This window comes from Sphingomonas sp. HT-1 (assembly GCF_048568905.1).
In the GTDB taxonomy this organism is placed as follows: Bacteria; Pseudomonadota; Alphaproteobacteria; order Sphingomonadales; family Sphingomonadaceae; genus Sphingomonas.
This window is the reverse complement of record NZ_CP183770.1, coordinates 3652718-3665304: the sequence shown is the minus strand read 5'-3', so window position 1 is coordinate 3665304 and position 12587 is coordinate 3652718. Positions and strand designations below refer to the sequence as shown.

General features: G+C 63.7%; 9 protein-coding genes. 5 read left to right on the top strand and 4 right to left on the bottom strand.

Annotation, left to right across the window (positions count from 1 at the left end):
- Positions 1-59 precede the first annotated feature (59 nt).
- From ACNFJ7_RS17280 to ACNFJ7_RS17265, 4 genes are all read left to right on the top strand, one after another.
- The gene (locus ACNFJ7_RS17280) at positions 60-1376 is read left to right on the top strand and encodes a UDP-glucose dehydrogenase family protein (protein WP_026008974.1); all 1317 of its coding nucleotides are present in this window, start codon (positions 60-62) and stop codon (positions 1374-1376) included.
- A 101-nt stretch (positions 1377-1477) separates the two neighbouring features.
- The gene (gene cysD, locus ACNFJ7_RS17275) at positions 1478-2416 is read left to right on the top strand and encodes a sulfate adenylyltransferase subunit CysD (protein ID WP_019368595.1); all 939 of its coding nucleotides are present in this window, start codon (positions 1478-1480) and stop codon (positions 2414-2416) included.
- Positions 2416-4329, top strand: coding sequence for a sulfate adenylyltransferase subunit CysN (gene cysN, locus ACNFJ7_RS17270; RefSeq protein ID WP_019368594.1), 1914 nt, complete (start codon positions 2416-2418; stop codon positions 4327-4329). Before cysD ends, cysN begins: the two co-directional genes overlap by 1 nt.
- Positions 4326-5063, top strand: a complete 738-nt coding sequence (locus tag ACNFJ7_RS17265) for a 3'(2'),5'-bisphosphate nucleotidase CysQ (protein ID WP_019368593.1) — start codon at positions 4326-4328, stop codon at positions 5061-5063. The genes cysN and ACNFJ7_RS17265 overlap by 4 nt, the downstream gene beginning before the upstream one ends.
- A 265-nt stretch (positions 5064-5328) precedes the next feature.
- Here ACNFJ7_RS17265 and ACNFJ7_RS17260 read toward each other — a convergent pair whose 3' ends face one another.
- The gene (locus ACNFJ7_RS17260; RefSeq protein WP_019368592.1) at positions 5329-8106 is read right to left on the bottom strand and encodes a TonB-dependent receptor; all 2778 of its coding nucleotides are present in this window, start codon (positions 8104-8106) and stop codon (positions 5329-5331) included.
- A gap of 231 nt (positions 8107-8337) precedes the next feature.
- On the opposite strand from ACNFJ7_RS17260, the gene ACNFJ7_RS17255 reads away from it, so the two are divergent.
- Positions 8338-9552: a histidine-type phosphatase gene (locus ACNFJ7_RS17255; protein WP_082664509.1), complete on the top strand. Its 1215-nt coding sequence runs from the start codon at positions 8338-8340 to the stop codon at positions 9550-9552.
- A gap of 8 nt (positions 9553-9560) precedes the next feature.
- Here ACNFJ7_RS17255 and ACNFJ7_RS17250 read toward each other — a convergent pair whose 3' ends face one another.
- From ACNFJ7_RS17250 to ACNFJ7_RS17240, 3 genes are all read right to left on the bottom strand, one after another.
- A complete protein-coding gene (locus tag ACNFJ7_RS17250) occupies positions 9561-10730 on the bottom strand; it encodes a glycosyltransferase (RefSeq protein ID WP_019368590.1) in 1170 nt (389 codons plus the stop codon).
- A complete protein-coding gene (locus tag ACNFJ7_RS17245) occupies positions 10730-11509 on the bottom strand; it encodes a DUF2334 domain-containing protein (protein WP_050990134.1) in 780 nt (259 codons plus the stop codon). Before ACNFJ7_RS17245 ends, ACNFJ7_RS17250 begins: the two co-directional genes overlap by 1 nt.
- A 162-nt stretch (positions 11510-11671) precedes the next feature.
- Positions 11672-12436: a copper resistance protein B gene (locus ACNFJ7_RS17240; protein ID WP_419724229.1), complete on the bottom strand. Its 765-nt coding sequence runs from the start codon at positions 12434-12436 to the stop codon at positions 11672-11674.
- Positions 12437-12587: the final 151 nt, after the last annotated feature.

The window sequence follows — 12587 nt, the reverse complement described above, 5'->3', positions numbered from 1 at the left end:
GTTGCGCTAAGAGCGCTGGCTACCCGCTGGAAACAGCAATCGAGCCACAGGGGATAATCGTGCGCATTGCGATGATTGGCACGGGCTATGTAGGCCTGGTTTCAGGAGCCTGCTTTTCGGACTTCGGCCACGAAGTTGTTTGCGTCGATAAGGACGCACGCAAGATCGAGCTGCTTCACCAGAATGTGATGCCCATCTACGAGCCGGGCCTTGATGCGCTGGTGGCTAGCAACGTGAAGGCCGGCCGTCTCTCGTTCACCACTGATCTTGCCGAGGGCGTGAAGGATGCCGATGCGGTGTTCATCGCGGTTGGCACGCCCAGCCGCCGCGGCGACGGCCATGCCGATCTCTCCTACGTGTTCGCCGCAGCGCGTGAGATTGCCGAAAATCTTACCAAGCCCAGCGTGATCGTCACCAAGTCCACCGTGCCGGTCGGCACCGGCGACGAGGTCGAGCGGATCATCGCGGAGGTTGCCCCGGACAGCGGCGCCAAGGTCGTATCAAATCCTGAATTCCTGCGTGAGGGCGCGGCAATCGAGGACTTCAAGCGCCCCGATCGCGTCGTCGTCGGCACCGATGACGAATTTGCCCGCCAGATCATGCGCGAAATCTATCGCCCGCTGTCGCTCAACCAGTCGGCGCCGGTGCTGTTCACCGGCCGCCGCACGTCCGAACTGATCAAGTACGCCGCCAACGCCTTCCTCGCGGTTAAGATCACCTTCATCAACGAGATCGCGGACCTGTGTGAACAAGTGGGCGCGGACGTGCAGGAAGTGTCCCGCGGCATCGGCATGGACAACCGCATCGGTGGCAAGTTCCTCCATGCAGGTCCCGGCTATGGCGGTTCGTGCTTCCCCAAGGACACGTTGGCGCTGATGAAGACCGCGGCCGACAACGAGACGCCGCTGCGCATCGTGGAAGCCACCGTGCAGGTGAACGATGCCCGCAAGCGCGCGATGGGCCGCAAGGTCATCAAGGCGATGGGCGGCGACGTGCGCGGCAAGACCGTCGGCATCCTCGGCCTGACCTTCAAGCCGAACACCGACGACATGCGCGACGCGCCGAGCCTCTCGATCATCGCCGCGCTGCAAGATGCCGGCGCGACGGTGAAGGCCTATGATCCGGAAGGCGTCGAGCAGGCGAGCAAGATGCTCACGGACGTCGAGTTCGTCGAGAACCCCTATGCGGCCGCTGATGGTTCCGACGCACTTGTGATTGTGACCGAGTGGGATGCGTTTCGCGCACTCGACCTCTCCCGCATCAAGAATAGCCTGAAGTCGCCGGTCCTTGTCGATCTGCGCAACATCTATCCGCCGGCCGAACTCGAGCGCGCCGGCCTGCAATACACCGGCGTCGGCAAGCCGAGCCGCGACTGATCCGTTTTCCCGCCCCTGCCGATCGAACGGCGGGGGCGGGTATGCCGGACTAAACAATAACTAGATCGCACGCGCGCGCCGGCCTTTTTACATGCCCTACCATGCTGCAAACGAGCACCATGGATTCCGCCACCGCATCCCCCTCTCCGCTGACCCATCTCCAGCGGCTCGAGGCCGAGAGCATCCACATCCTACGCGAAGTCGTTGCCGAGGCCGAGCGGCCGGTGATGCTCTATTCGATCGGCAAGGACAGCGCGGTGATGCTGCACCTCGCCCGCAAGGCGTTTTATCCTGCGCCCCCGCCCTTCCCGCTCCTTCATGTCGACACGACATGGAAATTTAAGGCGATGTACGCGCTGCGTGAGCGCTCTGCAGCCGCAGCGGGCATGGAACTGCTCGTCCACCAGAACCCCGAGGCAAAGGCACGCGGGATCAACCCATTCGACCATGGCGGCCTCCACACCGATCTGTGGAAGACCGAGGGGCTGAAGCAGGCGCTCGACAAATACGGTTTCGACGCAGCCTTCGGCGGCGCACGGCGGGACGAAGAGAAGAGCCGCGCCAAGGAGCGCATTTTCAGCTTCCGCACTGCCTCGCACCGCTGGGACCCCAAGAACCAGCGCCCCGAGCTGTGGCGGCTGTACAATGCCCGCAAGGCCAAGGGCGAGAGCATCCGCGTGTTCCCGCTCTCCAACTGGACCGAGCTCGACATCTGGCAGTACATCCTGGCGGAAGGCATCGAGATCGTGCCGCTCTATTTCGCCGCGCCGCGCCCGACGGTGGAGCGCGACGGCATGCTGCTGATGGTCGATGACGAACGCTTCCGGCTCAACCCCGGCGAAGTACCGGTCGAACGCTCGATCCGCTTCCGCACCCTCGGCTGCTATCCGCTGACCGGCGCGGTGGAGAGCACGGCCGACACGCTGGAAACGGTGATCCAGGAAATGCTGCTCACCACCACCAGCGAGCGCCAGGGCCGGGCGATTGACCATGATCAGGCCGCCAGCATGGAGAAGAAAAAGCAGGAGGGGTATTTCTGATGACCGCCTATCGCCCCGATGCGCTGATCGCTGCCGACATCTCGGCCTATCTCGAACTGCACCAGCACAAGTCGCTGCTACGTTTCATCACCTGCGGATCGGTGGACGACGGCAAGTCGACGCTGATCGGCCGGCTGCTCTACGATTCGAAGCAGATCTTCGAGGACCAGCTTTCCGCACTGGAGAATGATTCCAAGCGCGTTGGCACCCAGGGTCAGGCGATCGACTTCGCGCTGCTGGTCGACGGCCTCGCCGCCGAGCGCGAACAGGGCATCACGATCGACGTCGCCTATCGCTTCTTCGCCACCGAGAAGCGCAAGTTTATCGTTGCCGATACCCCCGGCCACGAGCAGTATACCCGCAACATGGTCACCGGCGCCTCTACCGCCGATCTCGCCATTATTCTGATCGACGCGCGCAAAGGCGTGCTTACCCAGACCAAGCGGCACAGCTTTCTCGCGCACCTGCTCGGCATCCGCAATCTGGTGCTAGCGGTAAACAAGATGGACTTGGTCGGCTATGATCAGGCCATCTTCGACGAGATCGTTGAGGACTATACCGCATTTGCGCGTTCTATAGGCATCCAGGATGTCACACCCATCCCCATTTCGGGATTCCAAGGCGACAATGTCACCACGCGCAGCGACGCGATGCCCTGGTTCAGCGGCCCAGTGTTGCTGGAGCATCTCGAAGCGGTCGAAGTCGACGCCGACACGAATCGCGTGAAGCCGTTCCGAATGCCGGTGCAGTGGGTCAACCGCCCCAATCTCGACTTTCGCGGCTTTGCGGGCCCGATCGCCAGCGGCACCATCCGGCCAGGCGATGCGGTGCGCATCCTCCCTTCAGGACGCACCAGCACCGTCGTCCGCATCGTTGCGATGGGCGGCGATAAGGATATCGCGGTGGCGGGGGAATCGATAACCCTGACGCTTGCCGATGAAGTTGATTGCTCGCGGGGCGACGTGATCGCTGCAGCCGACGCCCCGCCCCAGGCGGCGGACCAGTTCAAAGCCACCCTTGTCTGGATGGACCAGGCAGAGCTGCTCCCCGGCCGCGCCTATTGGCTGAAGCTCGGCACGAAAACCGTTAGCGCCGTAGTCCGCGCGCCAGAATATGCGATCGATGTTAACACCATGGCTCGCGGCGCCGTAAAAACGCTGGCGCTCAATGACATCGGTATCGCGGAAATTGCGACCGACCGGCCGATCGTGTTCGAGCCATACGCCGAAAGTCACGATCTCGGCGGCTTCATCCTGATCGACAAGCTGACCAACGCCACCGTCGGCGCCGGCATGCTCGATTTTGCGCTGCGTCGTGCCCAGAACGTGCACTGGCAGGCGGTGGAAATCACCCGCGAGGCGCACGCGCACCAAAAGGGGCAGCAGCCGCGTATGCTTTGGTTCACCGGCCTGTCCGGATCGGGCAAGTCAACCATCGCCAACCTTGTGGAAAAGAAGCTTTATGCGCTCGGCAAGCACAGTTTCTTGCTCGATGGCGACAATGTGCGCCACGGGCTGAACCGCGATCTGGGCTTCACCGATCAGGATCGCGTGGAAAACATCCGCCGCATCGGCGAGGTTGCCAAATTGATGACGGATGCCGGCCTGATCGTGCTCACCGCTTTCATCTCTCCGTTCCGCGCCGAAAGAGCGATGGTGCGATCGATGATGCCGGAGGGTGAATTCTTCGAGATCTTCGTTGATACGCCGATCGAAGACGCCGAACGTCGCGACGTGAAGGGACTCTACAAGAAGGCCCGTGCCGGCGAGATCGCCAATTTCACGGGCATATCGAGTCCCTATGAGGCGCCGGAGGCTCCGGAAATCCGGATCGACACAACCCGCACCACCCCCGAAGAGGCAGCCGAACAGATTGTCGAGGCCATCATGGGCGTCTGGGCACCCGCGCTATGATCACCGAACTGACCGACGCCGAGCTGGCTCACGCCATCGCCACGGAAGCCGGAGAGCTACTGCTCCGCATTCAATCAGATTGCGCCGGGGGCGCCCGCGGAGATCGCGAAGCCAATCAGTTGATCCTCGATCGCCTGCGCGCCGCGCGGCCCTACGACACGATCCTGTCGGAAGAATCGGCGGACGATCTGTCGCGCTTGGCACAGGCGCGGGTCTGGATCGTGGATCCCCTCGATGGCACCCGCGAATTCGCCGAACGGCGCGAGGACTGGGCGGTACACATCGCGCTGGCGGTCGATGGCGAGCCGACGGTGGGCGCCGTCGCGCTGCCCCGCTTGGGCGTAACACTGGCAAGCGACATGCCGCCTCCACTCGCGCCGGCGCAACAGCCCCCTCGCATGCTGGTGAGCCGCACACGTGCCAGCCAGCTCTGTGCTGAGGTGGGGCAGTCGATCGGCGCCGTCAATGTCGGCATGGGGTCGGCGGGTGCCAAGGCGATGGCGATCGTGCGCGGGGAAGCCGAGATCTATCTTCACTCCGGCGGCCAGCATCAATGGGACAATTGCGCGCCTGTGGCGGTCGCGTTGGCAGCAGGTCTGCACGCCTCGCGGATTGATGGTTCGCCGATCATCTACAACCAAGCCAGCACCAGTATTCCGGATTTGCTGATCTGCCGGCGCGAATGGGCAGAGCCGGTACTCGCCGCCGTGGCCGCCTGCGAACCACAAGAATAAGGGCAAACCCGGAACGGAGTGCTCCCGACTGCGCTGGGCCGACCGAATCGCTTAGAAGAGTGCATGTGGAAGCGGCGATACCCCCCACCCTTCCGCGAGTAACAGCGTATTGGCGACGACGGCCATACCCCCGGCCACGCCAATGGTTGCAAGCCGGTGCGACACTTTCCGATCCCCTCGTGGCGCACCGGCTTGCTTCGATGTCGTAAGAACTGCTTGCGCACTGGGCCGGCCGCTTTCTTATATTGGCGGACCGGCTTTGCGCCTAGAAGTTGTACGACAGATTCAGCATATACGTGCGGCCGGCCTCAACATAGCCACCCTTGCGATCTACCGAAAGCAGAGCCTTGCCCATGCCGGCGGTCGACCAGAAGGTGTGGGCGTTGAGCAGGTTCTGAACCGATACGCCTGCCGTAAGATGCTGGTTCAGCGTGTAGCTCAAGATCGCATTCATCGTAGAAACCGGCTGGATATAGGTATCCGGCTGAGACGAGCGCAGATCGTACAGCTTGTTGCCGGTATAGACATAATTCAGAGCGGCGTTGATCCCGCCATGCATCCAGAACAACTCGGTGTTGAACATCACCTGTGGCGCCTGCGGCATGCGCTGGCGACGATAGGCGTTGGAGACGAACACCGTCGCGTCCGCACGCTGCAGCGTGATGTTGCCCTGAAAGCCCAGGCCATCTAACAGGCCCGGCAGCCCCTTCACACTATATCGCGCGAAGAGCTCGACGCCGTAGACGCTACCCTTGCCACTGGTATCAAGCGTTTCGATCTCGACGCCGTCCGGCGAAAGCTGGCTATTTGGGGCGGTCCAGACGTTCAGATCGCCCGACTGGTTGGTCGAACCGGTTGAGAACATCACATGGTTCAGCCGCTTGTAGAACAAGGCCGCCGAAAAGAGATCGGTGCCCGCACCCTTGTGCTCGATCGAGGTATCGATGTTCCACGCCTCGACCGCATCCAGGTTAGGGTTCGGCACGAAGATCGAGGTGATCTTGCCGCTATCGTCGCGCGACACGCTGGTCGGTCCGAGCAGCAGGTCGAACGCCGGTCGTGAATAGCTCTTGCGTACCGAGAAACGGTACACGGTGTTCTCGCCCGGGCGGTACGATGCGATCAGGCTCGGCAGCCACTGATCGTAGCTGCGGGCGCTGGTGGTGAAGCCGGCAGTCTTGCCGTCTTCCTGCCAGTAGCGGCCCCAGAACCAGTTGTGCTCGAAACGCAGCCCCGGCGTGATCGTTAGTCCACCGAAGGCGAGGTTCGCGAGCATATAAGCGCTCGCGCGGTGTTCCTTGCCGTCCAGCCGGTTCTCGTTGAGTTTGACAGGGTTGAGGCCGGGCAGCTTCGCAAGCGACAGCTTCGCGTTCTGGGCTTCCACCCAGCTGCGGTCGGGAATGAAGAAGGGCACCTGGGCATTTTTCATGAAGCCATTCAGCCGCTCGCCCGGCACAGCGCTCAGGCGCGTGATGTTCGGGTCGTTGGCCGAAAAGCTGTACTGCAGAGCGCCGTCATCCCCCAGGCTGTTTGAGTAGCGCTTGGCCGCTTCGAACTTGCCGCCTGCCTGTATCGAGGACAAGCCGTGCTCGCCGAACCGCCACGTAGCATCCATCCGGCCTTCCAGCTTCGATTCCCACGAATCCTCGAACTGCGCGGTCGTGTACGCTTGGGCGAAAGTATCGAAGTTGGTGATCGCGGCGCGCGCTGCTTCGTTCAGCACCACCTGCGGATTCGTGCGGTCCGCCATCCCGGTGATCAGCTGGTAGGTCGCCGGCCCGGTGGCGTTAGGGCCGATGTATGTGGGGCTGCGCCAGCTCGCCTGAATGCGCAGGGGGTAGCTTGTCGCGCCACGCGAATAGGCGCCGTTATAGTCCAGCGTCAGGTCGCCTAAACGGGTTTCGCCTCCGATCTTGGTGGTGAACAGCCGCTGGTTGCTATGCTCGGTGCGGAAGTAATTGCTGCCGCCCAGACCGTAGACCGCAAGATAGCCGGCCGCGTCATAATTGGCCCCCAGCTTGCTGCCGGCATTTGGATTCGTCTGTCCCGCCGTCAGGTTCGAAATGCGCGCCGCGGTCTGGTCCATCCAGCTCTTTAGGCGATATTCACCATAGGTGGTGCGGGCATACAGATCGGTGCTGTCGCCCCGCCATTCCAGGTTCACCGTGCCACCAAGGCGTTCGATGCGGTTCTGGAACACGTTCCACAGCACGCCAATCGGCATCACATTGTTCAGATTGTCGCGCACGGCGCCCGGCTGGTTCCCGTCGATCTTCGTATAGTCGCGGTGCATCGCCACTGCCTCGCTGAACACGTTCTTCTTGCCGTAGTAACCAGACGCGAAGATGCCGAAATTCCCGAACTGCTGCGCAGTCTCCAATTGGATCGTGCCGCCCCACGGGTCCTGGCCGCGCGCCGCTGCCCGACCCGCGATCAGCCCCTGCGCACGGATCTGAACATGGTGCGCGCCGAAATCGAATGGGGAAGCGGTGCGCAGATCGATCACGCCGGCGATAGCGTCACCATCCTGAGCGGCGGTCGGCGCCTTGTCGACGCGCACTTCAGACAGCGCGAAGGGCGATAACAGGTTCATCGAAATGGCGCGGGTGCGCGCATCGGTCTGCGCCAGGCGCACGCCGTCGAAAGCATAGGCATTGTACGCGGTGTCGAGACCGCGGATCGACAGATACTGCGCCTCGCCGGTCGCCGCCGCATTCCGCGACTGATCGACCGAGGAATTGAGGCCCGGCAGGCGGGTGAGCAGATCCGCCAAGTTCTGCTGTGGCTGAGCGCGTAATTCTTCACCGGAAACGATGGTGACCAGCGAAGGGCTCTTCACCTGTTCGTTCTGCGCATTCTTGATCGCGACCGTTTTTCCGGTGACGACGATCGTGTCTCCGTCCCGCGACTGATCATCAGTTTCCGCAAATGTATCCGCAATCGTGTCTTCACGCGTAGTCGCGGCGAACGCGTGGCTATGTGCGAAAAGTGCGACCGTGCCCCCGCCCAGGAGCAGCGCAAAGCGCTTGTTCCAGTGTCCCATTGGTATTTCCTTTGTCTTCCATTGTACCCGGCACATCCCCGCCGGCTGCCGCGGCCGCTAGCCGCACGAGGCGGCATTGCCGCGTCGCGATGATGGCGATACCGCTACAAGATGGTGACAGACATGCTGCATGGCCTGCGAAGAGACTAAGGACATTGGAATAATACCAATTTTGATTTGGTATTATTTTTTGTCACAGAGCGTTCATTGTGCCGAGCTAAGGGCGGGGGCATGAAAGCCTCACTCATCCGGCGCTTCGGCCTGCTCGCCATTCTTCTCCTTGCGCCATTAGCAGTGTCGGCGTCGGAGCAGTCGTCCCGCATCGAACGTGTGGTGCTGCTGATGCGCCACGGCGTGCGGGCGCCTCTCGCGGGTGAGGTGCCGCCCGCTACCCGCACCAGCCAACCCTGGCCGCGCTGGGAGGGGGAAGCGGAGCAAGTCACGCCACATGGTGCCGCCGCGCTGCGCGCGCTGGCTGAAGCGGATCGCCGCTGGTTCGCAGCCGCCGGATTGCTCCCCGCCAGCGGCTGCGTCGATCCGGCAGCCGTGCGGATCTGGACCAACAGCTCGCCTCGGACAATCGCGAGTGGAGAAGCCTATGCCAAGGGCTTGGCTCCCGGCTGTACTCTGCCGGTCACCCACCGCCCCGCAGGGGAGGATGATGCGATCTTCGAACCGCTAGGCGCACGTCCGACGAGCTTCGACGCGGCACGCGCCGTCGACTCGATCATTCGCTACACTGGCGGAATAGCGGCGCTGGCGAAACGCCATGCGGGCGCGCTCGCGCTGCTAGAGCACGTGCTGGCCTGTCCAGCGCGTCCATGCAGCCCGCTCGCGCCCTCCTCCGTACAGGCGACGGCGGACGGCCGCGGCATCGATCTGCAAGGTCCGATCCGCAGCGCTTCGGGAACCGCTCAGGTGCTGATGCTTCAATATCTGGAGGGGTTGCCGGTGGCGCAGGTCGGCTGGAGCCGCGCAACGCCCCGTCAGCTTGCGACGCTCGGCGCCATACACGCAGCGCTGTTCGATGTTTTCAGCCGTCCGCCCTATATGGCCGCTTTCCAAATGGCGCCTACCGTCGATCGCATCGTGCAGGATTTCACGGCTGACACCGCGCCGAGCATAGACCTTCTGATAGGTCACGACACGAACGTCGCGGCGCTGGCGGCAGTGCTGGGCGTGCCGGTGCAGGCGCAAGGCTTTGCGACCGGCGATCCCTCGCCCGGCGGCGGTATCGCGATCGCCCTCGTCAATACGGCCGAGGGCAACCGCGCCGTACGCCTTTGGTATCGCAGCCAGAGCGCGGCGGACATCCGCGCCGCGCGCGCTCGATCCCGATGGATCCCCTTGCAGCTACACGGTTGCGATCAAGGTCGCGAGCATCGTTGCCCGCTTCCCCAGTTCATCAAGCGGTTGGAAATCGCCACCGCGCCTGCACGCGGCTGACCGGCCGATTACGCGGCGCGCGAGTACGCCTTGGCACGGTAGCTCGCGAAAAGTTCCTCGAAATGCGTGTCCATTGTCCGCGTCGACGGCGCGTCAGCGGTGGCACGCAACCGATGGAACAACGGCGTCGTTTCGACGAACCGCCCCAATGCATCGCGAAGACTCACCGGATCGGCTGCGGCGTACAGCATCCCTTGGCCTTCGACGAACTGGTCGGCCGCGCCGCCCTGATCAGGCACGATCAGCGGCAGGCCGCTGGCGCGCGCTTCCGCCGCCACCATGCAGAACGTCTCCGCCTCACAGCCATGGACGAGCGCATCGGCGCTGGCTATCACGCGAGCAAGCTGTTCACGGCTGCTGGTCGGCTCGAACAACTGCGCATGCGGGTTCCGCCCGATGGCGGATATAACACGAGACCGCGCCGTGCCCGTACCGATCAGGATCAGCCCCATCGGCTGTCGCACCGCCGCTGCTTCGGCCGCTTCGATGACCATGGGCCAGCGCTTCTCGGCAGCCAACCGTCCCACTCCAATCAGCAGCGTAGCATCCGGCGCGAGGCCGCAGCTCGCCAGCAGCTCGATGCGCAAATTCTCGTCGCGCAGCCCAGGGCTGAAATAGCCGGGCTCGACTCCCATCGGGATCGTCACGATCTTCGACAACCCGCCTTCGGTCAGCCGTGCGGCCAAGTCGCGCCCGGCCGTCACCACCAAATCGAATCCCTCATCCAGGCGGCGCAGATGTTGCCAGAAGGACGAGAAGCCCCGGTCAATTGTCTCGCGATTGGCGATGGTGCCGAACCAGCGATAGGCATAGGCCGCCAGCGGATCCGCGTGCATCACCAGCGCGCGCGGCGCCGATCCCTGCCATCGCGCGACCATCGATGCACTGCGCCACGGCGAGGAAGCCTCGACGAAATCGGGCTTCCACCGGTCCAGCGCAGCGTGTAAGGCCGGCTCGTCGTCGAAATAGCGGTACCGCCGGTCTAGAGGCAGGAGCGGCGCGGGGATGGTGGCAAGCACCGCACCTTCATGCTCCTCGATGATCTCGTGGCGTTCGCCGGGAGCGAGGATGACAATCTCGTGCCCCAGCCTCGCGCCTAATTCCATTTTGCGGCGGACATAAGTTTTCACGCCGCCGCCATAGGGGCTGTAAAAGGCGCAGACGTCGACGATACGCATCAGCGCATCTCCAGAAGATCGCGATACTGGCCAAAACGGCCGCCTTTGGAGAGGGCGCCTAGGGTGCGATCGATGCTTCTCAGCAGCGCCGGCACGGTCACGTCACCGGGGTGCACGCCCAGGCGCATCGCAGGGCGGCGAGGCAGTAACGCACGGGCGAGCGCTGCCACTGCCAGCGACGAGGCAATCCGGCTCTTGCTGCGACTGGCCCAGGTGATCACCGGCCCCTTTGCCAGCACGCGATCCTGCTGCTGCGGCGCCCAGACTCGGAAATGATCCTCCGCCAGTGCGAAGCCGCAATCACGCATCGCAGCCCGGGCGCCGTCGCCATAGAGCCACGCGGGAGCGATGAAGCCGGTCACCGGGCGCCCGGTAACATCTTCGACCAGCGCGCGCCCGCGCTCCATTCTGTCGCGTGCGGTGGCATAATCAAGGCCCAAGAACTCGCCTTCGCCCGCCGTCATGTGCTTCGCCTTGAACCGTGCGCCGGCCGATCCATGCTTGGTGGTATCTCGGTGGAACCAGCCGTGCAGGAACATTTCGACCCCGGAATCTGCCCAGCTCCGCAGGCGCGTGGCAAACGGGCTCCCCCGTACCAGCGGTGCCGATCCCCAATGATCGGGGACCACCAGCATGGCATAGCGCGGCGCACCGATATGGCGCAGGAACAGCTCCGAAAGCTGGTCGACCGGGCTTTCCGAACGGGGGCTGACGTCGTGGATCGATGCCAGGAGGCTAGGGCCTTGAAGCAGGCCTGGAGAGTGGTTCGGCAGAGGCATTCGGCTATCTTTGCTGCGGGTGCGAACGATATAGAGCCGGAGAACAGGGCGGCAAGCGGGCCGAATTTCGGCATTTTCTAACGCACGGAAATGCAAGGCACAAAACCGCACGTCTGCCGCAACCGACGCGCTTATGCCGTATTTGGGTCGAGTCGGCGCCGGCTAGAACCAGGTGCGCACGCCCGCTACGAAGGCGAAGCCACCCGTCCCGTCGCCCCGCGCACGGGCAAGTCGCGCCGTGTCACCCAGGCGCCGCTCCCACGATACGCCGACATAAGGCGCGAACGCCCGCTGCCGCTCGTATCGCACGCGCAGCCCCAGCTCGAGATCGGTTACGCCGGCACCAAGCTGCGTGGCACGCACCGTCTGGGCCGAGAAATTGGCCTCCACCCGCGGCTGGAGCACCAGATTCTGGGTCAGGCGCTGGTCGTACGAACCCTCGGCCCGTGCCAGCAAATCCCCCTTCTCGGAAAGGAACACGGCACCTTCCATCTGGAACCAGTACGGCGCCAGCCCCTCGATTCCGATTGTGGCATAGCTGCGCGACCGTCCAGGCCGGATGTCGTGCCGCATGCCGGCCTGCAGGTTCCAGTAGGGGTCGATCGCGCGGCTGTAGAGCGCCTGCACCTCGACCTGTTCAGCCCGGCCGCCAAACGCGCCCTCGCCTTCCGATTTGAGGGTGAAGCGGTTGATGTCGCCGCCGATCCATGCCTCGCCGTCCCACCGATAGCCGTTGCGGCCGTCGCGTACCTGCACCTCGGCAAGGTTTAGCATCACCTGCCGGAAGGCCATGCCGCCATGATGGTGGCGCAGATGATGGTTCGCCATCGCCATTGCCTCCGCCCCCCAATAGCGCGCCGCAGCCAGTCCAGGCTTCGGTGCGGGTGGCGGCGCATTCCCGGCAGGCAGATCGGTCCCCGTCGCCATTGCCACGGGCACAGGGGGCGCCGACAGGTGGTGTCCGGCGTGCGGGTCTGCCTTTGGCGGCTCGGGCATCCGATGCCTCGCATGAGGATCCTCGACCCTCTCGGACTGCGTCTGCTCGGCTGGCGGGGAAGCGGGCGCGGCGGGTATATGC

Bases quoted from the DNA above. Each gene is read 5' to 3' on its own strand.
- cysD (WP_019368595.1), top strand. From the start codon at position 1,478: ATGCTGCAAACGAGCACCATGGATTCCGCCACCGCATCCCCCTCTCCG.
- cysN (WP_019368594.1), top strand. From the start codon at position 2,416: ATGACCGCCTATCGCCCCGATGCGCTGATCGCTGCCGACATCTCGGCC.
- ACNFJ7_RS17265 (WP_019368593.1), top strand. From the start codon at position 4,326: ATGATCACCGAACTGACCGACGCCGAGCTGGCTCACGCCATCGCCACG.
- ACNFJ7_RS17260 (WP_019368592.1), bottom strand. From the start codon at position 8,106: ATGGGACACTGGAACAAGCGCTTTGCGCTGCTCCTGGGCGGGGGCACG.
- ACNFJ7_RS17255 (WP_082664509.1), top strand. From the start codon at position 8,338: ATGAAAGCCTCACTCATCCGGCGCTTCGGCCTGCTCGCCATTCTTCTC.
- ACNFJ7_RS17250 (WP_019368590.1), bottom strand. From the start codon at position 10,730: ATGCGTATCGTCGACGTCTGCGCCTTTTACAGCCCCTATGGCGGCGGC.
- ACNFJ7_RS17245 (WP_050990134.1), bottom strand. From the start codon at position 11,509: ATGCCTCTGCCGAACCACTCTCCAGGCCTGCTTCAAGGCCCTAGCCTC.
- ACNFJ7_RS17240 (WP_419724229.1), bottom strand. From the start codon at position 12,436: ATGGCGACGGGGACCGATCTGCCTGCCGGGAATGCGCCGCCACCCGCA.